A 24,542-nucleotide genomic window follows, 5' to 3' on the forward strand; every position below is an offset into this window, starting at 1 on the left:
CCTACACGGCCACGGCCAGCGCCAGCGGCAGCAGCTCTACGGCAAATTCGGTGGCGTGGCCCAGGTAGTCGCCATCGACGTGGAAGCCCAGCGGGGCCCCGGCGCGCACGTGCGCGTGGGCGGTGTGGAAGTATTCAGCGGCGCGGGTTTCGGGCAGGTTGCCCAGCGCCATGGCCAGGCTCACGCGGACGGCGCGCACCACGGGCAGGGCATCAATCAGGCACACGTCGAGCAGGCCGTCGCGCAGGTCGGCGCGGGGCGCGATGAACACGTCGTTGCCGTACTGCGAGGCGTTGGCGAAGGCCAGCACGTAGCAGTCGGTGGCCCGGCGCTGGCCGTTCATCTCCACTTCCACGGGCACGGGCCGGTAGCGGCGGTATTCGCGCAGCGTCACGCGCAGGTAGGTGCTCAGGCCCCGCGAGCCGGCCCGCGCGAAGTGCTGGGCCACGTGCGCATCGAAGCCCAGCCCCGCCGTGCAGAAAAACGGGTGCCCGTTGAGGCGCCCCACGTCGATGCGGCTAAGGGTGGGCGCGGCCAGCCGGCGCAGGGCCCCGGGCAACCCCAGGGGCACCTTTAAGTGGCGCGCTAGGCCGTTGCCCGAGCCCTGGGGCACGATGCCCAGCGCGGCGGCCGTGCCCAGCAAGCCACGGCCCACTTCGTTCACGGTGCCATCGCCGCCCACAGCCGCCACTACGGCAAAGCCTTCAGCAGCCGCGGCACGGGCCAGCTCCACGGCGTGGCCGGGGCCCTCGGTGTGCCGCACCACGTACGCAGCGGCGGGGTTAGCGCCCCCGAAGTGCCGGGCGATGAGCGCGGGCACGTCGCGGCGGCGGTTGGGCCCCGCGGTGGGGTTCAGAATAAAGCAGGTGTTGGACATGCGAGCAAACCAAGCGGGGCCCCGGGCCCCGCGCGACAAAAAAACCGCCCGCCTCCCCAAAGGAAGCGGGCGGCCCGAATTATTACGGCGCGAAACGTTAGCCGTTCATTTTCTCACCCAGCTGCTGGATCAGGTCCGCGGTGCGGGTCGAGTAGCCGGTTTCGTTGTCGTACCAGCCAATTACCTTGGCCAGCGTGCCGTTGGCCGAGGTCAGCTCCGAGTCGAAGATGCACGAGTGCGGGTTGCCCACGATGTCGATGCTTACGATTGGGTCGGTCACGTACTCGATGATGCCTTTCAGGGGGCCCTCCGCGGCGGCTTTCAGCGCGTCGTTGATTTCCTGCTTGGTCACCTCGCGCTTCAGAATCACGGTCAGGTCGGTCATCGAACCGTCCGGCACGGGCACGCGCATGGCCAAGCCATCCAGTTTGCCTTTCAGCTCGGGCAGCACCAAACCCACCGCTTTGGCGGCGCCAGTGCTGGTGGGGATGATGCTGTAGGCAGCGGCGCGGGCGCGGCGCAGGTCCTTGTGAGGCGCGTCCTGCAGGTTCTGGTCCGAGGTGTAAGCGTGTACCGTCGTGATGTAGCCCTTCTCGATGCCAAACGTGTCGTTCAGCACCTTAGCCATGGGCGCCAAGCAGTTGGTCGTGCAGCTAGCGTTCGAGATAATGGTTTCGTTGCCGGTCAGGGTGTCTTCGTTCACGCCAAGCACCACCGTCGGGATGTTTCCGGTAGCAGGCGCCGAAATCACCACTTTCTTGGCGCCAGCCGTGATGTGCTGGCCTGCGCCGGCCTCGTCCACAAAGCGGCCCGTGCTTTCAAGCACGATGTCCACGCCCATTTTGCCCCAGGGCAACAGCTTGGGGTCGCGCTCGGCGAGGGCCACAATGTGCTGGCCGTTCACGGTCAAGCTGTTGTCGTCGTAGCTCACCGTTCCGTCGAAACGGCCGTGCACCGAGTCGTACTTGAGCAGGTGGGCGAGGGTTTTGTTATCGGTGAGGTCGTTGATAGCGACGATTTCCACGTTGTCGCGGCCCAACAGGGCCTTAAACGTGAGGCGGCCGATGCGGCCGAAGCCGTTGATGGCGACTTTGATTTTTGCCATTGGTAGCAAGAAAAAAAAAGGTGGCAAGCCGCCCCTTCGGCGGCTTGGTAAAACGCGGGGCGAAGATAGCAGGAAGCCCGGCGCCCAGCCACCAGCTTTTACAAAACCGAACTCCCGGGGGCTACTCCGCTCCCGTCCCACCCCCGAGTTCGCAATTTTTCGGTCTGAAAAACAAGCCAGTTACGTCTTAGCCAGCATTTTTTTTGCGCCCTCCCCTTGCCCAGCAAAATGACGCCCGTATCTTTGCACCACCAAAACAAAAAACGGTCCGTTCGTCTAGGGGTTAGGACAGTAGATTTTCATTCTACCAACAGGGGTTCGATTCCCCTACGGACTACAAAAAAGGCCCTCACAGCAATGTGAGGGCCTTTTTTATTATCTCCGTGTCAGTTTCCGTGTCAGTTTTTAGCCGACCAGGTACTTGGCCACGGTGCTGGGCGACATCTTCAGGGCCCGGCTGATGGCCTGATTCGAGGCCCCGTCGGCCTTGAGTCGATGTAGTTGGTCGATTACCTCCTGGCCCTTGGTGGGGGCCCCAAGCTTCACGCCGGCTGCCCGCTTCTTATCTAGTGCTGCTTTGGTGTTCTCCCGAATCTTGATCAGGTCCTGGGCAGCAATGGTGGCCAGCATCGAGACGATGACGTCGCCGAAGGGCCCCAGCGAATCGAGGTACGGCTCGGTGAAGGATTTATAAGCCACGCCGTGGCTGGCCAGCTCCTTCAGGTACTTCAGCGTGGCCAGGGCCCCCTCGCGGCTGAAGCGGTCCAGGCGCCAGAACACCACCAAGTCGAACTTCTTCTGGTAGGCTTCGAGCAACAGGGCCTTGAACTCGGCGCGGTCGGCGCTGCCCCCAGACTCTTCGTCGGTAAACACTTTATAGAGGGTGCCGTGCTGCTCAGCGAAAGCCCGCAGCTGGTGCAGTTGGTTCTCGGTGTCCTGGCCCTTGGTCTTCGTTGACACGCGAGCGTAGATGGCGACTCGCATATCTAACTGTTTTTAGCTAGGCTTTTGTCCTAAGTAGTATTCCTTAAGCGAAGCAATTATTGGGTCAAATACAGGTTTTACGGTATTGAAAGCGTGAAGGAACGCGATTGTTTCTTCGTATATTTTCCCGTAATCTTCTAGTAGTTCTTTGGTTATTTTTATGGAAACTAATCCCTTCGATGTATCTAAATAGGTTATGTACCACTCATAAGTAGAAAGACGTCCAGGCTTAGGGGTAAGGCGCCTTTTACCTAACTCGTTAGGATATACAACTTTACTATTCACAAAACCCTCTGGAGCGACACATAATAAACGTAATTTTCCGTGAGTAAATATATTACGATAGCTCACAAAGCACTCTAGACTAGTACGAAGTGCTCGACTAAGCAAATGATTTGTCTCTTGGTCCCTTTTTACATAACTCACAACATTATTTTTTAGAGTCATAAAGTCTTTGGCACCTGGCACATTCAATTCTTCTTCAGTCTTACCTAATACAGTTTTATTAATTTTAAGAAATTGGCTGTTGATATACTCAGCATTGCTAACAAGATTAACTATTAGATTTCGTACATGAATGTACATATACACTACCTCAGGCGATATGGCTTCGCCTGGTACAGTCCAGACTATTGACTGACCGGTTGGCAAGAAGTCGCGGTTGTCGAAGGAGACCATTCCGAAGTTCGCATGCTGCTTAAGGCCCATGAAAGATTCAGTGTAGGTCATATCGAAGTCATTAAAAAAAGTTGCACTAGCGACAATCAGCTCCTTGGGGTCTATCAATGACATGAGTAGAAGGGTTAAAAGTATTTAGTCCAGATACCGAAAGGCTATCCGCGAACACAATATAGACCATCCAATATACGGTCGTATTTTGGAGGGGAACCGACCCCACGCAAACGGCTCGGAAACGCAGGTTTTCCGGGCCGTTTTTCTACACCGTTTTTTGGAGGCCTCAACTGACCGCCCGGCGGCTGCGGATGGCCGAGTTCTGGCGCACCTGCTTGTTCTCGTCGAGGCCGGCCTGCGTGTCGCGCAGGTTCAGGTTCACGTGCAGGTTTTGCTGCCAAGTTTTGACGTCGACCAGGGCTACACGGGCGAAGAGACGGAATATGCTGCTGCTGTGCACAACATTGACTTACAAGTCATTAAAAAACCAGAAGACCAGACCGGCTTCGTGTCGCTGCCCCGGCGCTGGGCGGTCGAACGCAGCTTCGCCTGGTGCAGCCGCTTTCGCCGGCTGGCCCGCGACCACGAACGGCTCAGCACCACCTTGCAGCAGCTCCATCTCGTTGTCTTCGCCTGTATCATACTCGCCAGAAACGCCAACAGTGCATAACAGGGCGCTGGTTGGGGCCGAAAACAGTTGAGTTAAGCAGCAAGGCAGTAGAATAGTACACTACAGCGCAAGCAGGCTGTTTTGCCCATTCGCGCGCCCTACTGGTATAATTCGGCCCTGCGGCTACTTTTTTACCACCAAATCCATGCCGCACTTCGGGCATTTACCGGGCTGGTCGGCCACTACTTCGGGGTGCATGGGGCAAGTGTACTGGGTAGCCATGCCAGCGGGGGCGGCAGTGCTGTCGGAAGCGGCTGCCGTGGTGGCGGGGGCAGTCGTGGTGGTTTCGTTGATGCGCTTGTTATCGGAGCAGCTGGTGGCGAAGGTGAGGCTGGCCAGGGCCAGGGTGTAGGTGAGAAACTTGTTCATGGGATTGAGAAAAATGAAAAAAGAGTAAGGCTGAGCCGCAGCCCGAAACGGGGTTGAAATAATTGGTTGAGGCACTACATGGCCATGCCGCTCATGTGGTCGTCGTCGGCTCCCTGGCGCAAGGTGAACTCGCTTTCCAGCAGATAGGCCCCGGTGGTCACCACCGTATCGCCGGCTTGTAGGCCCACGAGCACCGGCACCGCTATGGCGGTGACTTCGCCCAGGCGCACCCGCACCCGCCGAAACTGCCGCTCGCCGGTTTGCTTCCATACGTAGCTCATGGTCCCGTTGTGAATAATAGCGGCTGGTGGCACAAGAAGCGTCTTCTTAGCAGCAGCAGCAGTAACTAAAGCATCGGGGCGGGTATCGGGGGCCACTGGAAGGGCATCGAGTAGCACGTTGGCCTGGGCACCGGGCAGGAGGCGGCCGTTGGGGTTAGGCACCTCGATGCGGGCCAGCGTCAGTTGGCTGCTGCCGCTCAGTTCGGGGCTCAGAAACACGACTTTGCCCCGCACCGCCTTGGCCTGGCCCGCCACCTGCACGGCTACCGTCTGGCCGAGGGGCAACCGGTTGGCTTCGGCTGGGTAGAGCTGCGCTTCCACCCACACGCTACTTAAGTCCGTGAGGGTGAGAATGGAGAAACCTTCGGCCACGTACTGGCCCTGCACGACACCAAGGGTTTGCACCGTGCCCGAGCGGAGGCTATAGTAAGTTACCAGGGAGCTGGGCTTGCCGCTTTGGGCCAACTGCCGCAGCTGCGCCCCCGACACGCCGAGCAGCCGCAGCTTCTGAGCAGTGGCTTCGGCAAAGTAGCGGTAGGTAGGCTCGGCCACCTGCAGGTCCTGCGCCAAGGCCAGCAGGTACTCGCGCTGCAGGGTTTGCAGCTCCTCGCTATACACCGCAAACAGCGGCTCGCCCCGCCGCAGCTGCTGCCCGGTCTGGCGTACGTAGAGCTTCTCGACCCGGCCCGCCACCCGGCTGCTAATGCTTTCGGTGCGCCGGGCATTGGCCGTCACGGTGCCGGTCAGCACGGCCTGGGGCGCGGGCATATCGGTTTGGAGAATGCCGACGGTGGAAGCTGGACCAGCGCCCAGGGTCTGGACCTGTATGTTGCCCAGTGCCAGTTGCTGGGCACTGAGGATGAGGTCGTTGGTAGCTAAATTGGTGTCCGGCAGCTGGCTGATGGCCGGGCGGCTCGACATTTTTACCAGGTCCATACCGCAAATGGGGCAGCTGCCAGGCTGCTTTTCGCGCACCTGCGGGTGCATGGGGCAGGTATATACGGCTGAGGCCGACGCCGGCTTTTGGGCGGCAGGTGGCTGCACCGCCACCAGGTGCATGTGGCAGATAGGGCAGTCTCCCGGCGCATCGACATGGATTTGCGGGTGCATCGGGCAAGTATAGTAAGCCACTGACTTGGCAGTTTGGTCAGGGTCAGCCTGCTGACAGGCCGCCGCACTGAGCAGCAGTCCGGCCAGCAGCAGCGTCAGCCACGGCCGCCAGCGGGTTTGCCGAAGCTTTTTCTGGAGTAGCTTAATCATGGACGGGCGGGTTGACGGTGTTAGCTGAGGTTTGAATGAACCCTTCGCTATCGATGAGATACTGGCCATTGACAGCCACTTCTTCGGAGCCGGTGAGGCCGCGCAGCACCTGCGCTTGGGTGGCGGTGCGCTGGCCGACCTGCACGGCCACCGGCACAAACGTGGTACCGCGCCGCACGAAGGTCACCTGCCGGGTACCGAGGTCCACCACGGCGGCGCGGGGCAGCCATAAGCTCCCGGCCCCGGCCGTGGCAGCCGAGGGCACCAGCTGCCCGGTCAGGCGCTGGCCGCGCCGCAGCCGGCCCTGCGAATTGGGCAAGTACACCCGCACAGCCGCCACACTGGCCCCGGAACGGAACTCGGGCTCCACCAAATCGAGGCGAGCCGTACGGGGCGGCAGGCCGGTGCCTTCGGCCACCACGCGCAATTGCTGGCCGGGCCGCAGCCGGCCTAGCTCGGCCGACGTGGGCTGAAAAATACCCCACACTTGGTCGGTATTCACCACCTGAAACAGCGTCTGGCCGGTGCTCACGTAATCTCCTTCCGTTAGGATTAGCGCCTGGGGCTGCGCTGGGCCGGCCGCCGAATTGCCCGCCGGCCCATTTGGTGCGCCGGCACTCATGCCCGGCTCGGGGGGGGTGCTCACACCTCCGGTGGCGGCGGCAGGAATTGATGCGGCAGCCGCCAAGGTTTCCACCACGTAGCCATTGTAGGGGCTAAAAATGGCCACCCGATAGTTGGGCCGGCGGGTGCGGGCCAGGTCGCGCAACTGCTGGTCGGTGAGGCCCAACAGGCGCAGTTTCTGGCGGGCACCGCCCACCAGCGGCGCGTTGTCGGCATCGTTCTCCAGCACAAAAATCAACTCCTGCTCGGCGGTCACCAGCTCGGGGCTGTAGAGTTCGAGCAGCTTCTGTCCCCGCCGCACCGGCTGGTAGTTGAAGCGTACCGCCAGCCGCTCGATGCGCCCGCCGAAGCGCGCCGCTACCGCCCGGCTGCGGCGCGGGTCGTAGTCCACCACGCCCGGCAGAGTGAGCGTATCGGCCGCCGCGCCCTCGGCTACGGGGCGCACCGTGGCCACGGCCGCCAGCACGGCCGCGTTGGGGGCCTGGCTCACTTGGTTTAGGTCGGCAGGAGTAGCCGCAGCGGCGGCATCATTATTCATCACTTTGGGCACCAGGTCCATGCCGCAGATGGGACACTGGCCGGGGGCGTCGCGCACAATCTGGGGGTGCATGGGGCAGGTGTACTGCATGGCCGCCGAGCTGGCCACCGGCTGGGCGGGGGCCTGCGACTCAGGGCCGTGGGACTGGCCGTGGCAGCTGGCCAGTAGCGTTAGCGCCAGCAGCCGGGCCAGCAGCCGGGCGGGCAAATAGCGGCGGGGACTATTGCTCAAGTTCCTGGTCATAGCGCACGTGGAGGGTCATCAATTCGTACTGGGCATCGAGATATTGCAGCCGGGCCATCAGCCAGGCATCGAGGGCTTCGACCACGGCAGGCAGTTGGGCGGTGTTCTGCTGATAGGTCAGTAGCGTGACCTGGTAGGTTTTGCGCAGGGCGGGTAGTACGCCCTGCTCGTAGTTGAGCAGCTGCTCGCGCTGCACGCGCAGGTCCGATTGCAGGGTGATGATGCGGCCGGCCGCGTCGTTGAGCAAGCTGGCGCGCTGCTGCTGCACAGCGCGGGCCTCGTAGCCGAGGGCGGCGGTGTTGGCCTTGTACTCGCGGGCCGACCACGGCGCGAAAGGCAGCGTTACCATGCCCATGACGGTGAACTGATTAGGGGTATTGCCAATGCCGTTCATGTGGTCGTAGCGCACCCCGAAATCGGGGCGGCGGCGGCTGGCTTCCACCTGCTGGCTGAGGCGGACAACGGCCAAGCTGCGGTCGAGGCGGCGCACGTCGGAGCGGCGGCCGACCAGGGCGGCGGTGTCGGGGTACGGGCCGGCAAAGCTGCTGGGCAGCAGCGTGTCCACGGCGAACTCGGCTTCGGGGTCGCGGGCCATCAGGGTGTTCAGGCCGATGGTGTACTGGCGCAGCTGGCCGTAGAGCCGGGCGTGGTCGTTGGCGTGCTGGGCTACGCGCGCCTGCACCTGGTAGATGCTAGCCAGCGTGGTCTGGTTATAGGGGTAGCGGGCCTGGGCAATTTTCAGCAGGAAGTCGAGCAGTGCCTCGCTCTCGTCCAGCACTTTCAGCTTCTTTTCCAGCACCACGCGGCCGTAATACAGCGTGCGGGCCCGGGCTCGCAGCTCGTTGAAGCTGGCGGCCTGGTCGGCCTGCTCCACGGCGGCCTGGCTGGCCAGGTAGTCCCGTTTGGCCCGCTGCTTGGCCGGGTTGGGCAGCATCTGCTCCACCGAGACCATCTGCATGCCCATGCCCTGGCCGTTGTTCATCTCCTTGATGGGCCGCTGGTTGTAGGGCGTCATCCAGTAGCCGGCGCTGATTTTGGGCGGCTCCCAGGTGCTGGCCCCGGCCACGGCGGCGTCTTTGGCGCGGGCCCGGGCGTCGTACTGGCGCAGGGTGGGGTTGGCCTGCCGCACGTTGCGCAGCACGGAATCGAGCGGGAGCATAGGCTGCTGGGCACGGGCCGGGAGGGCCAGTAGCCCGAGCAGCCCTATCAGGAAAGGTATTTTCAGCAAATACGACATCGTTTTAAGCGCTTAATGTTTTACTGCCAGCACGTCGAGCTTGCCAAACTTGCGCAACTCGTATTCCTTGGTCATCAGGAAAATCAGCGGCGTGACCAGCAAAATGTGGGTCGAAGACGTGAACACGCCGCCAATCATGGGCAGCACGATGGGCAGCATCACGTCGGAGCCCGTACCCGTGGCCCACAGCACCGGCACCAGCCCGAACAGCGCCACCGAAACCGTCATCAGCTTGGGACGCAGGCGCTTGGCCGCACCGTGAAACACGGCGTCGCGCAGGTCCTGTTTCGAAATAGTGTTGCTCGAGTTGCCCTTGGCGGCCACCAACTGCTGCATGGCGTCGTTGAGGTAGATGACCATGATGACGCCCGTTTCCACGGCCAGCCCGAACAGGGCGATGAAGCCCACGGCCACCGCCACCGACAAATGCACCCCGTAGAAATACACCATGTAGGCCCCGCCGATGAGCGCGAACGGGATGGTAACCAGACTCAGCAGCGCCTCGCGCACCGAGTGGAAGGCGAAGTACAGGCAGCCGAAAATCACGAGCAGCACGATGGGCAGAATAAAGAGCAGCGTGCGCTGCGAGCTAATCAGGTTTTCGTACTGCCCGCTCCACTCCAGGTAGTAGCCGGCGGGCAGCTTGCCCTGCATTGCCTGCACCTTTTTCATGGCCTCGCTCACGGTGCCGCCCAGGTCGCGGCCCCGCACGTTAAAGAGCACTGCGCCACGCAACTGAGCATTTTCGGAGTTAATCATGGGCGGGCCGTTTTCGAAACGCAGGGTGGCCACGGCCGAGAGCGGCACCGGCCCGTAGGCGGTGGTCTGAATCGGGATGCGGCCCAGCGCGGGCAGGCTGTTGCGGTAGTCTTCGGCCAGGCGCACGCCGATGGCGAAACGCCGCCGGCCCTCCACAGTGCTGGCCACCGGGGCCCCACCGATGGCCATTTCCACCACCTCGTTCACCTGGTCCACGGTGAGGCCGTAGCGGGCCAGCTGGTCGCGCTTGAGGTCGATTTGCAAGTACTTACCGCCCGTGATAGGGTCCACGTAGAGGTCCTGCACGCCGGGCACGCCGGTCAGGGCCGCCCGTACCCGCTGCGACACGTTGTAAATCGTATCGAGCTGCTGGCCATACACTTTCACGCCCACGTCGGTGCGAATGCCGGTGCTGAGCATGTTGATGCGGTTGATGATGGGCTGGGTCCAGCCGTTTACTACCCCCGGTATTTGCAGCTTGCCGTTCAGCTCCTCAATCAGTTTGGCCTTGGTCATGCCCGCCCGCCACTCGGCGCGGGGCTTGAGCTGGATGATGGTTTCAATCATGCTCAGCGGGGCGTTGTCGGTGGCGGTGCTGGCCCGGCCGGCCTTGCCCAGCACGCCCTTCACCTCGGGCACCTGCATGATGATTTTGTCCTGCACCTGCAAAATGCGCTTCACCTCTGTGTTCGACACGTCGGGCTGGGTGATGGGCATGAACAGAATCGAGCCCTCGTCGAGCGGCGGCATGAACTCGGTGCCCAAACTCAGCAGCAGCGGAATGCTGATGGCCAGCAGGGCCAGGTTGATGGCAATAGTGGTTTTGCGCCACGTAAGGCACCAGTTGATGAGCGGCGCGTACACCCGTTCCAAGCCTCGGTTTATGGGATTTTGCTCCTCGGTTTTAAACTTGCCCTTCATAAAAAAGGACAGCAGCACTGGGGCCAGCGTTACGGCCAGCACGGCATCAATGAGCAGGATAAAGGACTTGGTATAGGCCAGCGGGTGAAACAGCTTGCCCTCCTGCCCGGTGAGCAGAAAAACTGGCAGAAACGAGGCCACGATGATAATCGTGGAGAAGAAAATGCCCCGCGACACCTGCTGGCTGGATTTCTCGATGATGGCGAGGCGCTCGTCGTTAGTCATGTTTTTGGGTATTGAAGGGCAATCAGAACGTCATGCTGAGCGAAGGCAGAGCCGCGGCCGAAGCATCTCTACCGCTTCGTTGGGCCGATTGGGTTAGTGCTGCGGGAGAGATGCTTCGACAGGCTCAGCATGACGGCGTTTTGGCTCTTGAATTGAACCAGTTGCTTCTTCGGCCGCTTGGTGCAGGGCCAGGTTGCGGTAGGCATTCTCCGCCATCACGATGCCATTGTCCACAATCACCCCGATGGCCAGGGCAATGCCGGTCAGCGACATGATGTTGGACGAGATGCCAAAGGCATTGAGCAGAATGAAGCTGGCGGCGATGGTAATCGGAATCTGGAGCAGGATGCTAAGGGCGCTGCGCCAGTGGAAGAGGAACACCAGTACGACCAGCGATACCACGGCCATTTCTTCGAGCAGCGTGTGCTTGATGTTGGCCACCGATTCCTCGATGAGCCCGCTGCGGTCGTACACGATGTCGAACGACACGCCCGCCGGCAGGCCCTTGGCCACTTCGGTCATCTTGGCCTTCACGCGGGTTATCACGTCGTCGGCATTCTCGCCGTAGCGCATCACCACAATGCCCCCCACGGCCTCGCCCTGCCCGTTGTGGTCGAAGATGCCCAGGCGGCTCTCGCCCGTCATCTGCACCGTGCCCAGGTCGCGCAGGCGCAACGGCACGCCGTTGGGGCGGGTGAGCACCGGCACGTTTTCGAGGGTAGCCACATCCTGGATGTAGCCGCTGGTTTTGATGATGTAGCCGGTGCCGCCCTGCTCGAATTTGCGGCCGCCGGCCTCGTTGTTGTTGCTGCGCACGGCGGCCAGCACCTGCGGCAGGCTCACGTTATAATAGGTGAGCTTGGTGGGGTCCACCGTCACTTGGTACTCGGGCTGAAAGCCGCCGAAGCTGGCCACCTCGCTCACGCCGGGCACAATCTGGAGACCGAATTTCACGTACCAGTCCTGCAGGGCGCGCTGCTCACCCAGGTCCAGCTTGGGCGCGTGCAGCGTGTACCAGAGCACGTGGCCCACGCCCGTGCCGTCGGGCCCCAGGGTGGGCGTGAGGCCGGCGGGCAGCAGGCGCTGAGCGTAGTTGAGGCGCTCGAGCACCCGTTCGCGGGCCCAGTAGATATCGGTATTGTCGTTGAAAATAACGTACACGAAGCTCATCCCGAACATGGAGGCCGCCCGCACAGCCCGCACCTGGGCCAGCCCTTGCAGGTTGGTGACGAGGGGGTAAGTCACCTGGTCCTCGATAATCTGCGGCCCGCGCCCCGCCCACTCGGTGAATACAATCACCTGGTTTTCCGACAGGTCGGGAATCGCGTCAATCTTGCTGGCCTGGATGGAGAAGATGCCCCACACCAGCAGCCCGGTCGCCAGCAGCAGCACCACGCCCCGGTTGCGCAGGGAGAAGGAAATAAGTCGTTCAATCATTTGATTAACAGCTAGCAGACGCGGTATCCCAGCGGGAACATTGCGTGCTTTCTCAAGCGTTACCAGCCGGCAGCCAGTTGCTCAAAAAACTACACGCACGAAAGCCCCACGACCAAACGGCCGGGGGCACCAGGCAACACCCAAAAGCTAAATCAGGAAGGCATGGCCCCGCACGTAGGCGGGGCAAGTGGGCGGCGGGGCAGTAGTAGCCCACAGCAGCGCAGCCGGCTCATCGGCCGGGTAGGTGGGAGTAGGCAAACGGTAGGCTAGCCGCAGCGCGGGCGGCGCAGGCACCGCTACAAGCACCGGCAGCTTGAGCTGCGCGGTGGTGAGTTTCACGTCCTTGAGGGTGCTGCTCAGCTTTTGGTCGTGGCAGCAGCCAGCGGGCTTTTTGGGCAGCGGGCAGCAGCACGGATGTTCCTGGACGGCCATCGAAACCCCGGTCACCGTTGACCCACAGAAGTGCATGCTGTACACCAACCCAGGGCTGGCTAGCAAGTAGCTTACAAGTAGGAACAGACTGAGGAAGCGTTTCAAGACAGCAGAACAGCGAGTTAGCGGAATAAATTTCCCGTGCAAAGATACGGCGGCAGGCCGGGGTGGGATTTACAGAATTCGGCTGGGAACCTTGCATAATTTGTGGCCTGCCCGCAGGCGCAACCGGCCGCAACGCCCGCGCAAAAAGAAAGTAGTTACTAACCGGCCGTATTAGATGCCCTTGGCGTGGCGTGGGTTAAAAATTCAGTTTAAAATTCGCTTTTGGAGTAGCCGAATTCTATTTTGCTTTGCCGGGGCTTCGCAATTCACAGCGAGCATTACGCCCACATCCAAGTGCCGCGCCTTATTCAAACCCGCCGGGTACCGGTTTGCTGCTGCTTTTATCACGAAAGTGTCCTCAATTTAGCGTAAAAACGCTTCGTAGCCCTTTGCGCTGCGTCAGCTACGTGCCCCGCGGCCCAGCCCGTGCACCCAGCGTCCATTCTAATCTAACGACCTGGCGGCATTAGAAGACAACACGTTTGCCCCCAACATGCACGCCGCGCTTAATGCCGGCGACGATAAATCGTTCCGCTCGGCCCGCGAGGAGCTGATTCCGGTGATTAACGGCCCCATGGGTGCCACCAACCCCAACCGGCAGGGACTGCGCTCAGCAGTAGCGGGCGAAGGCGACCCGCTCAATATTTTCAGGAGCAGGCCGGCTGCGAGGACGCCGACGCCCCCGGCGCGTTCTGCGACGCGGCTGCCCACAGCCCGCTTTGGGACGTGCACCCGGTGATGTGGACCGACGCGGCCATTGCCGTAGGGGCCCGCACGCTCGTCAAAACCGACAAGCACGAAGTCATTGCCCCCCTCAACATCATCGAGCTCTATGCCGATGGCTTCGTGGCGGCCGGGGCCCCAACCGGCCCGCGCAACGCCTCGCTGGGCGGGCTCAACGCCACCGGCATCATCGTCAACTGCCCGATTGTTTTCGTGCCGGCCCGCGCCCGATAAGCGCCGGGCAACTAAAACCTAAGTAGTCACGCAAAAGTAACCGTATGCTCAGACCCGACTCTTTTGAGCACGTATTCAATTCGTTGGAGTAGCGTGCGGTTGGACTGATAATCTTCGGGCCGGACCCAGTAATGCGTGCAGCGGTGCCAGAGCAGTTCGATGCGGTTTAGTTCGGGACTGTAAGGGAGCAGAAACAGGAGTGTCAGGCCCCGGGCAGCCCACTGCGCGTGGCAGGCCCGCACGAGGTGGGCCTTGTGAATAGAGGCATTGTCAAGCACCAGCACGGTGGGGCGGTCTACGGCATCGAGAAAGTTGTTGACGGCCAGGACGAATAAGTCGGCGGTGATGGCCCCTTCGCGTACGTAGGCTTGCCCCGGCTGGTCCGGGGCATGGGCCTGCCAGAACCCAAGTACCGAGTGGCCGCCGTGGCCGCGCACGGCCGGCAGTTCGACCGGGGGCTGGCCGCGGCGCGGCCAGGCGTAGGGCACCGGGGCCTGGCGCGAGAAGCGGCATTCGTCGACATACACCACGGCTGCTTCGCCAGCGGCCTCGGCGCGGTGCAAGGCATGCCAGTGGGCTTGGCAGGCCCCGAAGGCCTCCGGGTCGCGTTGGGGCCGCCGGCTGCGTCGGCACCGTTTCCAGGAATAGCCGGCGGCCCGCGCCAGGCGGCGCCAGGTGCTGCTGGAAAGCTTGATGCCACAAGCGCGGCGGACCTTGCCAAGCCAGTCCCGCAACTGTTGGGTGGCCTGGCCGAGCCAGGTGACTACTTTTTTTAGGCGACCGCAGGCAGTTTGGGGGGCCGCCCGGTCCGTTTGCCCTCCAGTAAGCCGGCCAGCCCTTGCCCCTGCCAGGCGCGCAGCCACTCGTGGACGGTGGCGTAGCGAACGGCGAAAAAAGCCGCCAATTGCCTGATGCCTTGGCTGTACGCTTCCCTAAATGGAGAGCCAGTTGTGAGTAGAGAAAAGCGTATTTTCACTACCTGACACCTGCGAGATGAAAAAAGGAAGATTCAGCGAAGCCCAGATGGTGGCCATTCTGCCACAACAAGCCAGTGGGCAGACCGTCGCGCAAATCGTGCGCGAGCACGGCCTGAGCGAGGCCACGTTTTACACCTGGAAGAGCAAGTACGCCGGGGCCAGTGTCGCCGAACTGACGCGGCTCAAGCACTTGGAAGACGAGAATAAGCGCCTCAAACAAATGTTTGCCGACCTAAGCTTAGAGAACCAGGCCATCAAGGAGATATTGCGAAAAAAGTAGCCAGCCCTGCGGCGCGGCGCCAGGCAGCGCAGGGCTTAGTGAGTAAAGGCTGGAGCCAGCGGCGAGCGTGTGCGCTCGTGGGGCTCTCCCGTGGCAGCTACCACCCGGTAGGACAAGGGCGCCATGACGAGCCCGTCCAAGCCGCCCTTCGGGCATTAACCGGGCGGCACCCGGGCTGGGGCTTCTGGAAACTGCACCCCCGGTTGCGCAAAAACGGCTTGGTCATCAACCACAAACGCACGTTGCGCATTTATCGGGCCCTGGCCCTGAACCTACCCCGGCGCCTCAAAAAGCGGGTGCCTGCCCGCGTCAAGCAGCCGTTGGCGGTGCCCGGGGCAGCCAATGTGTGCTGGTCGCTCGACTTCACCAGTGACGTGCTGACGGCCGGCCGTCGGTTTCGGACCCTGAACGTGCTTGACGATTACAACCGGGAACTGCTGGGCGTTGAAATCGACTTTCCCTTGCCCGCCGCCCGCGTGGTGCAGGTGCTGACGCGCTTGGTTGCGTACCACGGCCGGCCGGCGCAGCTGCGCACCGACAACGGGCCGGAGTTTATCAGCGCCCGGTTGACCGAATGGTGCGAGGCGCAGGGCATCGCCTTGCACTGGATTCAGCCCGGCAAGCCGACTCAAAACGCCTACATCGAGCGCTTCAACGGCTCGTTTCGCCGCGAGCTGCTTGATGCGCACCTGTTTCGTTCGCTGGCCCACGTGCGCCAACTCGTCGAGGAGTGGATGCTCGATTACAACACCCAACGGCCGCACCAGGCCTTGAATTTTATGACCCCCATCGAATTTAAACAAGCCGCTTAGCCTCTGCTAACTACTGGCTTACCGAACGGGGAAGCGTACACACGCCCCTTGACTAAGCACCCACGCCCGCGCGGCAGGCTTCTTCGCAACGGCGGCACGCCTCGGCGCATTCCCTACAGTGCTGCATGTGGGCCCCGTGCTTCTCGCACTCGTCGCCGCAGGCTTTGCAGACTTCGGCGCACTCCCGCAGCAGGTGCTGGGCGTGCGCTGAGCCGCGGGCCACGAAGCGGGCCGTGAGGGCACAAATGTCGGCGCAGTCCCGGTCGAGGCTGATGCAGCCAACCATCATTTTCACATCAGCTTCTTGCAAGCAGGCCGAGGCGCAATGTTCGCAGGCGGCAACGCAAGCGTTGAGAGCATCGAGCAGGGATTGGTTTTGGGTAGGCATGGGAAAAGTAGTTAGTGGTTGGTAATTGCCCTTTGGTATACCCGACCCCTATCCACCCGGTTTTACGTTATTTGCCTGTCGGCTTGCACTATTTGGCGCATCTGGATGTCGGGCGGCCGCTTCAGCGGTGGAAAGCAGCAGCTGCCGGTAAAATGACGGGGCGCAGTGCGCGAACCGCCGAAACTGCCCGGAGAAGTGCGCCAGGCTGCCGTAGCCCAGTAGCCGGGCAAGGCGGCCGATGCCCAGCTGGGAAGCTCCCAGCAGCTCCTGCGCGTAAGTCAGCCGCTGATGCGTAATGTAACTGAGCAGGCTCTCGTGGCCGGGCAACCGGGCAAACAGGCTGTGCAACTGGCGCACACTTACGCCCACCTCCTGCGCCAGCGTGGGAATGACGTCGCAGTGCCGGAGCGTATCGGGACGGCGCAGCAACTCGTTTACCAGCTGCTTTACCTGTGCGGCCAGCACGTGCTGCGTGTTTTCCAGCAGGGCAAACCCGGCCGCCACCAGCGCGGCCCGAATGCGCACCCAGTCCAGCTCCTGAGTTGGGCCGGCCACCGTAGCCGCCCCCAGGCGTACGGCGAGTACCCGTAACCCCAGGCTTTCTAATTCACGCCGCACGACGCGAATGCCGCGCGAGCAAACCATGTGCTTGATGTAGAGCACACAGCGGCCACTGTCGGGCGTGAGGGAATGGTCGAGAGGCATGAGTAATTTTTAGGGAGAAGGCAGCACCAGATTCCGGACGGCGGGGCATCGAGGCCGACCTCAACGCAGCCACGCGGGCATTGGGCGGTAAAGACTACGCCGACCATTGTTGCCCGAGCACCAAGCCCAGTGCAGCAGCCAACGCGGCGTAGTGCGGGTACGGCCAGCGGCAACGGGGCCCACGCAGGGACGGCGCCCAGATTCCTGACAACGACACTTCATTGTCGGGCCGGCAAAACCAGGAAAATAGAGGGAGAGGCGCGGCCAGGCCACACCAACGAGCAAACGAAAAGGCCCGCCCCGGACATAGCGTAGCTATGCCGGCGCGAGCCTTGGCGCGTCGGAAGAATCAGACAGTCAGCGACTGGATAAAAATGCGGATGTCGGGTATTTTGGGCTTTAACTGCCGGGGTGGCACCAGCGTAACCGCCTGGGTGCGGTCCCACTGGCCGGCCTGGGACAGAAAATGAAACCCAATGGCCGCCGGCAACAAGGCCGGAGCGGGTATAGGAAATTGCTTTTGCACCGGCGAAGTCAGCGACGAAAGCAAAGAAGCCGACTTGTCCTTGCAGCAGTCGTGGCTGGTGGCCGAATTCGACGAATGCCCCTTATGCTTGCCGTGGTGTTCCGCCTGGGCCCCATGACCGTGGCAGCCCGGATGCGCGGGCCTTTCGGCGGGTTCGTGGTGCGTTGGGGCCCCCACATGCGGGACCGTCGCCACCGGGTTTACCGTAGCGCACCAGCACTGCCCCACGAACACGTTGGCGAAGACGAGCAGGAAGCTCGTCGCCAGCAAACGGCGAAAGGGGAACAGACTACGGAACATAACGGGCACCGAGCAACCGCGAAAACAGGCTTATCCCCGGTAAGGAGCTGGACTGGTTGGTTAACTGCAAAGCCGGCAAAGGGTTTCGCGCCCTGCCACCAGGCAGGGGCAATAAATCGAAGGGAAATACGGCACCAGCCAGTGTTTCGGGCCATTCTGTAAGCGTAGTGGGCTATTACCAAACACCAATCGTTGTCGGGATTGTGTAAGTACGAAGCCGGATTTTATAAGCTCGCAGGCGCGGGCAACGGTAAACAAACCGGAATCTAATTGGCCTCGAACGGCGATGCCGCCCGTCAAATTATGCAATTCTGCGGCCGTATTCAGTACCAACTTCGCTGGGGGAGCGCCGTTCCTTTGTAGTGTGGTTGTGGGCTTTCTCTTCTGAGTAGCTGTGCCCAGCACCCACGTAGTAACCTGCTGTTATGGAACCAACTACCAAAATCGAAACCCTCGACATCGAAGGCATGACCTGCGCCTCGTGCGCGGCGGCCGTGGAAAAGTCGCTGAGCCGGGCCCCCGGCGTGCAGAGCGCGTTGGTCAATTTCGCCACTGAAAAAGCCACCGTGCAGTACGTGCCCGGCCAAGCCAGCCCGGCCACCTTAAAGGAAGCCGTCGTCAACGCCGGCTACGGGGTAATGGAGCGTGTCCCCGATACCAGCGCCGCCGAGCGCAGCGCCGAAATTGACCGCCAGAAAGCCTTGGCTTACCAGAAGCTCAAGCGCCGCTTCTGGGTGGCAGTGGGCCTGGTCGTGGTCATCATGCCGCTGAGTATGCTGATGCTCTGGCCCGCGATGATGCAGCGCGTGAATGTGCAGTGGCTCAACTACCTGCTGCTGCTGTTCACGCTGCCCGTGCTGGGCTACAGCGGCCGGGAGTTCTACGTATCGGCCTGGAACGGCTTCAAACACCGGTCGGCCAACATGGACACGCTCATCGCCGTGGGCACCGGCGCGGCTTTTCTGTATAGCCTGGCGGCAACCGTAGTGCCCGGCTTTTTTACCAGCCGGGGCCTGATGCCCGAGGTGTACTACGATACTACGGCTACCATCATTGCCCTGATTTTGCTGGGCAAGGTGATGGAGCTGCGCGCCAAAACGCAGACCTCGGCCGCCATGCGCAGCCTCATCGGCCTGCAGGCCAAAACGGCCCGTGTGGTGCGGTCCGGTGGCGCGGAAGTGGATGTGCCCATTGAGCGGGTGCAGCTCGGTGACATTGTGGTAGTGCGCCCCGGCGAAAAGGTGGCCACCGATGGCCGCATCACCGAAGGCTCTTCCTCGCTCGACGAAGCCATGCTCACCGGCGAAAGCCTGCCCGTGGAAAAGCAAACCGGCGACCTAGTATTCGGGGCCACGCTCAATAAAACCGGCTCTTTCCGTTTTGAGGTAACCAAAGTTGGTGCCGACACCATGCTTTCCCAGATTGTGAAGCTGGTGGAAGACGCCCAGGGCAGCCGGGCCCCCATTCAGCGCCTGGCCGATAAAGTCAGCGCCATCTTCGTGCCCACGGTGGTAATTATCTCCATTCTGACCTTCGTGCTCTGGTTTGACCTGGCCCCGGAGGCTACGCGCCTGCCGCTGGCTTTGGTCAACTTCGTGGCCGTGCTCATCATTGCCTGTCCCTGCGCGTTGGGGCTGGCCACGCCCACGGCCATTATGGTCAGTACTGGCAAAGGCGCGGAGCACGGCGTTTTAATTCGCAACGCCGAAGCGCTGGAAAAAGCCTACCAGGTAAACACCGTGCTGCTCGACAAAACCGGCACCATCACCCGCGGCGAGCCGGCCGTGACGGACTTCGTGGCCCCCGGTCAGAACGGCCCGCGCCTGTTGCAGTTGGTGGCCGCCGTAGAGCGGCAGAGCGAGCACCCGCTGGCCGAGGCCGTGGTGCGCCACGCCGAGGCCCAGGGAAGCGGCAGCTTGGCCGCAACCGGCTTCCGGGCCGTGGAGGGCAAAGGGGCGGCGGCTACCGTGGACGGCCAAGGCGTACTCATCGGCAACCGCCGCCTGCTCACGGACGAGGGCATTGCCCTTTCGCCCGAGCTGAAGGCACAGGCCGAGCAGCTGCTGAGCCAGGCCAAAACGGTGCTCTACGTGGCCGTGGCCGGGCAGGGCGTGGGTTTAGTGGGTGTAGCTGACACAGTGCGCGATACCTCAGCCGCCGCCATCAAGAAGCTTCAAGCCCTGGGTATTGAGGTGGTGATGATGACGGGTGACAACCCGCAGACGGCCGCCCAGGTGGCGGGTCAGGTGGGCATCACGCGCTACTTCGCCGAAGTGCTACCGGCCGACAAGGCCGGCAAAGTGAAGGAGCTGCAGGGCGAGGGCCGCATCGTAGCCATGGTCGGCGACGGTATTAACGACGCGCCCGCGCTGGCCCAAGCCGACATCGGCCTGGCCGTCGGCTCGGGTACGGACGTGGCGATGGAAGCGGCCGGCATCACGCTCATGCGCTCCGACCTGAATGGCGTGGTGACGGCCATTGAACTGAGCCGCCAAACCATCCGCACCATCAAGCAAAACCTATTTTTCGCCTTCATCTACAACACGCTGGGCATTCCCATCGCGGCCGGGCTGCTCTACCCCTTCTTCGGTGTCCTCCTCTCTCCTATGCTGGCGGCCGGGGCCATGGCCCTCAGCTCCGTCTCGGTACTCACTAACTCATTGCGCCTAAGGAGCTTTATACCAAGTAAAAACCAAAATTGATACGTTAAAAATGAGCGGTTTGCCCGCATTAGCGCCGTTCTATTCGTGGGCCGATTTTCAATTTTTAATTCAACAAAATGGATACCTCCGCAATCATCGTCACCATCGTCGGTCTGGGTTTAGCGGCCTTTGTGCTGTGGTATTTCTTCTTCTCAGCCCGCCAGACAACCAGCGCCGTTTCCTCGTCGAGTGGGGTGCAGGAAGTAGACATCACCGTGAAAGGCGGTTACTCGCCCGACATCATTGAAGTGGAACGTGGCAAGCCCGTGCAACTGAGCTTTTACCGGGACGAGGAAAACAGCTGCTCAGAGGAGTTGTTGATGCCCGATTTCAGCATCCGCCGCGACCTGCCGGCCTTTAAAACGACGCTGGTGGAGCTGCTGCCCCAGCAGGCCGGCACGTTCCCGTTCACCTGCGGCATGGGCATGCTGCGCGGCAGTTTGGTGGTGAAATAATGATGCATCCCATGAAAGCCGACGTCAGCATTGCCCACGTTCTGCCGCCGCCGGGCTCCCACCGGCTGCTGATTAAGAACATGGTCTGCCCCCAGTGCATCCGGGTGGTGGGCGAAGACCTCGGGGCCCTGGGCCTGCAGGTGCACCGCGTGGCGCTGGGCGAGGCCGACGTATCGACGCCCGACGGAGCGGCCCCCGACTGGGCCGCCATCCGTACTCGCTTGCACGACGCGGGGTTTGAGTTGCTGGAAGACCCCCGCGACCAGTTGGTGGACCGCATCAAAACCTTGCTGGTGGCCCTGATTCACTACCCCCCGCCCGGCCCGCGCCTGCTCAACTACTCCGATTATCTGGTCGAGCACCTGGGGAAGGACTACCACTACCTTTCCCACTTGTTCTCCGCTTCCGAAGGCCTGACGATTGAGAAGTTCATCATCCGCCAGAAGGTGGAGCGCGCCAAGGAGTTGATTGGCTACGACGAGCTGCCCATTGCCGGCGTGGCCGAGCTGCTGGGCTACAGCAGCCCGGCGCACCTCTCGCGGCAATTCCGGCAAGTGACGGGCCTCACCCCGACTGAGTTTCAGCGCCTGGGGCCCGCCAGCCACGCCCGGCGGAGTTTGGATTCGCTGATTTAGGGTATCCCCCGGTTTCTGGTTATCGAGGGGTTTTGGAAAGGCGCTGCCTGATAGGCAAACCCTTTCTAGAAGTTAAAAGGGCTATTTTTGCCCCGTATATTATTCGTTGACTGTGCCCCTCCGTTCCCTGCTCCGAGTACTTACGCTGCTGCTGGGTATCTTCTACCTCGACACCGTATGCCAGACCGATGCGGAGGATGCCCGAGCTTATTATGCCCGCGGGATTCAGGAATATGTGGCGGGGCCGGCTAAAATTCTGGTGGCGGCCCCGGTGGCGCAATCAAAGGCCCCAGCGGGCGATTACCGTCGGTCGGGTACCCGCCGGCAATGGGCGCATCAACGCCCGCAGCGCCAGGTTTGGGAAGCCAGCGCGGTTCCGGTGCTGGCCCGGCGCTGGCTGCGCTGGCGAGTGATACGCGTGTGAACCAGGTACTACCCCCCGAAGCCGGCGCGGCAGGCATGGCCTAGCCGGTAGTACCGTTTGTTTACCCCTCCCGGACGCGAGGCGTCCCTCCTCTTCATGAAATTACTGGTTTTATTGGCGTTGCTGCTTGGCAACGCCTGCGCGGCAGTGGCCCAAAGTCCGCTGCGCGTGCTCGTGCGCGACGCCCATACCCATACCCCTGTGCCCGGCGCAACCGTCACGGTGCCCGCGAATCATCTCGGTTCCGCTACCGACGCGGCGGGCCTCGCCGTACTGCCCGGTTTGGCGGTGGGGCCCTACCGGGTGGTGGTTTCGAGCCTAGGCTATGCGTCGCAAACCTTAACCCTGACCCTGCCCCGAACGGAATCGCCCGTGCTGGTGGAGCTAACGCCCAGTGCCGCTCAAATGGAGGAAGTGGTGGTGACCGCCACCCGCACCAACTCCCGCATCGAGGACCAGCCCGAGCGCATTGAGGTGCTGGGCGAGGAAGAAATGCGGGAAGAAGGCGGCATCAAGCCCGGCAACATCGCCAGCCTGCTGGGCGACGTGGCTGGCACCCAGGTGCAGCCCACCTCGCCCACCACGGGCAACGCCGACCTGCGCATTCAGGGCCTACAGGGGCAATATTCTCAGATTTTACGCGACGGGCTGCCACTCTACGGGGGCTTTGCCGGCAGCTTCGGCCTGCTGGCTATCCCGCCGCTCGACCTGCGCCAGGTGGAGTTGCTCAAGGGTTCCAACTCCACGCTCTACGGGGGCGGGGCCATTGCGGGCCTGGTGAACCTGGTGAGCCGAACGCCGACCCTGGGCACCCCCCAGTTCGCGGCCACGCTCAACCAGAGCACCCTGAAGGAAACCAACCTGACCGCCTTCGCCGCCCAGCGTGGGCCCCGGTGGGGCTACTCCTTTTTTGGGGGCCTGACCCGGCAGCAGGACGTAGACGTGGACGGCGACGGCTTCGTAGACGTGCCGCGCGTGCGCAGCCTGACGGTACACCCCCGGCTGTTTTACTACCCCACCCCGCACAGCCAGCTAGCGGTGGGCTACACCGGCACCTTCGATGAGCGGCGCGGCGGTGACCAGACCGTGCTCCAGGGAAGAACAGACGTGGTCGGCGGCCCGGCCTACTTCGTTACCAATGCCAGCCAGCGCCATACCCTCGACGCCTTATATACCAACGACAGCGTGGGCACCGGCCGGCTAACGCTGAAGGGCGCCTTTACCAGTTTTTCACGCGATGTGCGCACCAACACCGTGGCGTTTCAGGCCGGCCAGATGGCCTACTACACCGAGGCCAGCTACCTGCAGCCGCTGGGCAAGCAGCATACGCTCGTGGTGGGGCTGAACGCCAACGGCGAGCAGTTGCGCCCGGCAGTGGGCAGCGCGACTCCCTTGCGGGGCCCCTACGCCTACTACACCCTCGGCGCGTTTGCCCAGGATAACTGGCACCCCGGCCCGCGCCTGGACGTGCAGGCCGGGTTTCGGCTGGACCACCACAATGCCTACGGCGCTTTTCCGCTGCCACGCTTGGCCCTGCTTTACAAGCTGAGTACTGCCTTCACGGCCCGCCTAAATGGGGGCCTGGGCTACCGGGTGCCGGTGCCCTACGTCAATAGCCTCGACGAGCGCGAATACCCGCAGATTCAGCCCTTGCTAGGCCTGCGGGCCGAGACCTCGCAGGGCCTCAACGGGGATCTGAACTACCAGCGCATCATTCCGGGGTTTGACGACGACGGCGCCCCGCTCATCATCAGCCTCAACCAGTCGTTTTTCTACACGCGCCTGCAACACCCCCTCGTACTGCCCGATGGCTCGGCCGGCAGCGGGGCTTACCTGCCCGGTAGCGGCCCGCTGAGCTGGCAAAATGCCGCCGCGCCGGTCGTAGCCCAGGGCCTGGAAACGTACCTGCGCCTGCGTTTAGACGAGACGGAACTATACCTGGGCTATGTTTTTACCGACGCCCGGCGCACGTACGACCCAGTGAACCCGCACGTTGAGCTGGCCGCGCGGCACAAGTTCGCCGCCGTAGGCACGGTGGAAGTGACTGATAGCTTTGGTGCGGGCCTGGAGGCATCCTACACCGGCCAGCAGTACCGCTCCGATGGTTCGACCACGCCCGGCTACCCTATTTTCGCGGCCTTGCTGCGCTATCGCATCGGTCCGTGGACGCTGGTGCTCAACGGCGAAAACCTGCTGGATTACCGCCAAACCCGCCACGAACGGGTGGTGCTGCCGCCCTACGGCAACCCGGTTTTTCGCCAGCTGTGGGCCCCGGTCGAGGGGCGGGTGGCCAACCTCTCGCTGAACTGGCGTTTCGGGGCCACGGGATTCTAAGCAGCTGTTTGAATTAACTAAGATGCTCTTACGGCGGTCATGCTCATCTGGCGTCCGCGCAGCCGAAGCATTTCTCCCGTAGCACCCCCTGGGCCAGGGCACGCAGGGTCGAATCTTGCCCCTGAGAAGCTGTTTGAGTTAATAAAGCGGTCATGCTCATCTGGCGTTCGCGTAGCCGATGGACCCATTTTTTCGTGTTCGGCACTGTTGGGCCGGGAATTACACCCGCCGCCGGCTACACCAGCCGCGAAGAGTAGGGCCGTTAGCGCTTGATAAAGTTTCATAGAGAACGGGCTAAGGATCGGAAA

24 protein-coding genes, 1 tRNA gene and 1 pseudogene are annotated in these 24,542 nt (G+C 62.2%); 9 read left to right on the plus strand and 17 right to left on the minus strand.

The window, feature by feature from the left end:
• Position 1: 1 nt before the first annotated feature.
• Together AXW84_RS12605 and gap are read right to left on the minus strand one after the other, a co-directional pair.
• Positions 2-877, minus strand: a complete 876-nt coding sequence (locus AXW84_RS12605) for a diacylglycerol/lipid kinase family protein (protein ID WP_068233644.1) — start codon at positions 875-877, stop codon at positions 2-4.
• Between the two features lie 97 nt (positions 878-974).
• Positions 975-1,982 (minus strand): type I glyceraldehyde-3-phosphate dehydrogenase, encoded by a 1,008-nt coding sequence (gap, locus tag AXW84_RS12610; RefSeq protein WP_068233646.1) that lies wholly within the window; start codon positions 1,980-1,982, stop codon positions 975-977.
• 265 nt (positions 1,983-2,247) lie between these two features.
• Between gap and AXW84_RS12615 the strand changes: the two genes are divergently transcribed.
• Positions 2,248-2,319 (plus strand) — tRNA-Glu (locus AXW84_RS12615).
• Positions 2,320-2,387: 68 nt separating this feature from the next.
• On the opposite strand, the gene AXW84_RS12620 is transcribed toward AXW84_RS12615, so the two are convergent.
• The 3 genes from AXW84_RS12620 to AXW84_RS25375 form a co-directional block, all read right to left on the minus strand.
• Positions 2,388-2,966: a recombinase family protein gene (locus AXW84_RS12620; protein ID WP_068233648.1), complete on the minus strand. Its 579-nt coding sequence runs from the start codon at positions 2,964-2,966 to the stop codon at positions 2,388-2,390.
• A gap of 12 nt (positions 2,967-2,978) precedes the next feature.
• Positions 2,979-3,758 carry a hypothetical protein gene (locus AXW84_RS24925; protein WP_157886987.1) on the minus strand — a complete coding sequence of 260 codons (780 nt, stop codon included), beginning with the start codon at positions 3,756-3,758 and terminating at the stop codon, positions 2,979-2,981.
• Positions 3,759-3,924: 166 nt separating this feature from the next.
• Complete coding sequence (locus tag AXW84_RS25375) at positions 3,925-4,098, minus strand: hypothetical protein (RefSeq protein WP_162268234.1); 174 nt, start codon at positions 4,096-4,098, stop codon at positions 3,925-3,927.
• Between AXW84_RS25375 and AXW84_RS24930 the strand changes: the two are divergent.
• Positions 4,021-4,236, plus strand: a pseudogene (locus AXW84_RS24930) (transposase); the annotation flags it as partial. The gene AXW84_RS25375 and the pseudogene AXW84_RS24930 sit on opposite strands and share 78 nt — an antisense overlap.
• Before the next feature lie 195 nt (positions 4,237-4,431).
• Here the strand turns inward: AXW84_RS24930 and AXW84_RS12625 are convergent.
• The 7 genes from AXW84_RS12625 to AXW84_RS12655 form a co-directional block, all read right to left on the minus strand.
• On the minus strand, positions 4,432-4,677 hold the full coding sequence (locus AXW84_RS12625) for a heavy metal-binding domain-containing protein (protein WP_068233650.1): 246 nt from the start codon (positions 4,675-4,677) through the stop codon (positions 4,432-4,434).
• 74 nt (positions 4,678-4,751) lie between these two features.
• On the minus strand, positions 4,752-6,218 hold the full coding sequence (locus tag AXW84_RS12630) for an efflux RND transporter periplasmic adaptor subunit (protein WP_068233652.1): 1,467 nt from the start codon (positions 6,216-6,218) through the stop codon (positions 4,752-4,754).
• Positions 6,211-7,623, minus strand: coding sequence for an efflux RND transporter periplasmic adaptor subunit (locus AXW84_RS12635; protein WP_071891284.1), 1,413 nt, complete (start codon positions 7,621-7,623; stop codon positions 6,211-6,213). Before AXW84_RS12635 ends, AXW84_RS12630 begins: the two co-directional genes overlap by 8 nt.
• Positions 7,601-8,860 carry a TolC family protein gene (locus AXW84_RS12640; protein WP_068233659.1) on the minus strand — a complete coding sequence of 420 codons (1,260 nt, stop codon included), beginning with the start codon at positions 8,858-8,860 and terminating at the stop codon, positions 7,601-7,603. Before AXW84_RS12640 ends, AXW84_RS12635 begins: the two co-directional genes overlap by 23 nt.
• A 12-nt stretch (positions 8,861-8,872) precedes the next feature.
• Entirely contained in the window at positions 8,873-10,765 is a 1,893-nt protein-coding gene (locus AXW84_RS12645; protein WP_068233662.1) for an efflux RND transporter permease subunit, read from the minus strand.
• Between the two features lie 93 nt (positions 10,766-10,858).
• Positions 10,859-12,202, minus strand: a complete 1,344-nt coding sequence (locus AXW84_RS12650; RefSeq protein WP_068233664.1) for an efflux RND transporter permease subunit — start codon at positions 12,200-12,202, stop codon at positions 10,859-10,861.
• A 147-nt stretch (positions 12,203-12,349) separates the two neighbouring features.
• Positions 12,350-12,739, minus strand: coding sequence for an HYC_CC_PP family protein (locus AXW84_RS12655; RefSeq protein ID WP_157886988.1), 390 nt, complete (start codon positions 12,737-12,739; stop codon positions 12,350-12,352).
• 735 nt (positions 12,740-13,474) lie between these two features.
• Here AXW84_RS12655 and AXW84_RS12660 point away from each other — a divergent pair.
• Positions 13,475-13,696 (plus strand): hypothetical protein, encoded by a 222-nt coding sequence (locus AXW84_RS12660; RefSeq protein ID WP_157886989.1) that lies wholly within the window; start codon positions 13,475-13,477, stop codon positions 13,694-13,696.
• 26 nt (positions 13,697-13,722) lie between these two features.
• On the opposite strand, the gene AXW84_RS24015 is transcribed toward AXW84_RS12660, so the two are convergent.
• Together AXW84_RS24015 and AXW84_RS26540 are read right to left on the minus strand one after the other, a co-directional pair.
• Complete coding sequence (locus AXW84_RS24015; protein WP_157886990.1) at positions 13,723-14,430, minus strand: IS630 family transposase; 708 nt, start codon at positions 14,428-14,430, stop codon at positions 13,723-13,725.
• A 38-nt stretch (positions 14,431-14,468) separates the two neighbouring features.
• Positions 14,469-14,672 (minus strand): helix-turn-helix domain-containing protein, encoded by a 204-nt coding sequence (locus AXW84_RS26540; protein WP_071891286.1) that lies wholly within the window; start codon positions 14,670-14,672, stop codon positions 14,469-14,471.
• 17 nt (positions 14,673-14,689) lie between these two features.
• Here AXW84_RS26540 and AXW84_RS12675 point away from each other — a divergent pair.
• Positions 14,690-15,765 (plus strand): IS3 family transposase gene (locus AXW84_RS12675; RefSeq protein WP_157886991.1). Its coding sequence is split into 2 segments (ribosomal slippage): positions 14,690-14,942 and positions 14,942-15,765, totalling 1,077 coding nucleotides; the frame shifts between segments, so codons are not numbered across the junction.
• A gap of 52 nt (positions 15,766-15,817) precedes the next feature.
• Here AXW84_RS12675 and AXW84_RS12680 read toward each other — a convergent pair.
• The 3 genes from AXW84_RS12680 to AXW84_RS12690 form a co-directional block, all read right to left on the minus strand.
• Positions 15,818-16,153 carry a four-helix bundle copper-binding protein gene (locus AXW84_RS12680; RefSeq protein ID WP_068233679.1) on the minus strand — a complete coding sequence of 112 codons (336 nt, stop codon included), beginning with the start codon at positions 16,151-16,153 and terminating at the stop codon, positions 15,818-15,820.
• Between the two features lie 48 nt (positions 16,154-16,201).
• Complete coding sequence (locus AXW84_RS12685; RefSeq protein ID WP_082773871.1) at positions 16,202-16,858, minus strand: helix-turn-helix transcriptional regulator; 657 nt, start codon at positions 16,856-16,858, stop codon at positions 16,202-16,204.
• Positions 16,859-17,207: 349 nt separating this feature from the next.
• Complete coding sequence (locus tag AXW84_RS12690) at positions 17,208-17,654, minus strand: hypothetical protein (RefSeq protein ID WP_157886992.1); 447 nt, start codon at positions 17,652-17,654, stop codon at positions 17,208-17,210.
• A 455-nt stretch (positions 17,655-18,109) separates the two neighbouring features.
• On the opposite strand from AXW84_RS12690, the gene AXW84_RS12695 reads away from it, so the two are divergent.
• The 5 genes from AXW84_RS12695 (at position 18,110) to AXW84_RS12715 (ending at position 24,234) form a co-directional block, all read left to right on the plus strand.
• Complete coding sequence (locus tag AXW84_RS12695; protein WP_068233687.1) at positions 18,110-20,386, plus strand: heavy metal translocating P-type ATPase; 2,277 nt, start codon at positions 18,110-18,112, stop codon at positions 20,384-20,386.
• A 77-nt stretch (positions 20,387-20,463) separates the two neighbouring features.
• Complete coding sequence (locus tag AXW84_RS12700; RefSeq protein WP_068233690.1) at positions 20,464-20,841, plus strand: cupredoxin domain-containing protein; 378 nt, start codon at positions 20,464-20,466, stop codon at positions 20,839-20,841.
• Between the two features lie 11 nt (positions 20,842-20,852).
• The gene (locus tag AXW84_RS12705) at positions 20,853-21,476 is read left to right on the plus strand and encodes a helix-turn-helix domain-containing protein (RefSeq protein WP_068233692.1); all 624 of its coding nucleotides are present in this window, start codon (positions 20,853-20,855) and stop codon (positions 21,474-21,476) included.
• A gap of 112 nt (positions 21,477-21,588) precedes the next feature.
• Entirely contained in the window at positions 21,589-21,900 is a 312-nt protein-coding gene (locus AXW84_RS12710) for a hypothetical protein (RefSeq protein WP_157886993.1), read from the plus strand.
• 96 nt (positions 21,901-21,996) lie between these two features.
• On the plus strand, positions 21,997-24,234 hold the full coding sequence (locus AXW84_RS12715; protein ID WP_068233697.1) for a TonB-dependent receptor: 2,238 nt from the start codon (positions 21,997-21,999) through the stop codon (positions 24,232-24,234).
• The last annotated feature ends 308 nt before the right edge of the window (positions 24,235-24,542 follow it).

Source organism: Hymenobacter sp. PAMC 26628 (genome assembly GCF_001562275.1).
Taxonomy (GTDB): domain Bacteria; phylum Bacteroidota; class Bacteroidia; order Cytophagales; family Hymenobacteraceae; genus Hymenobacter.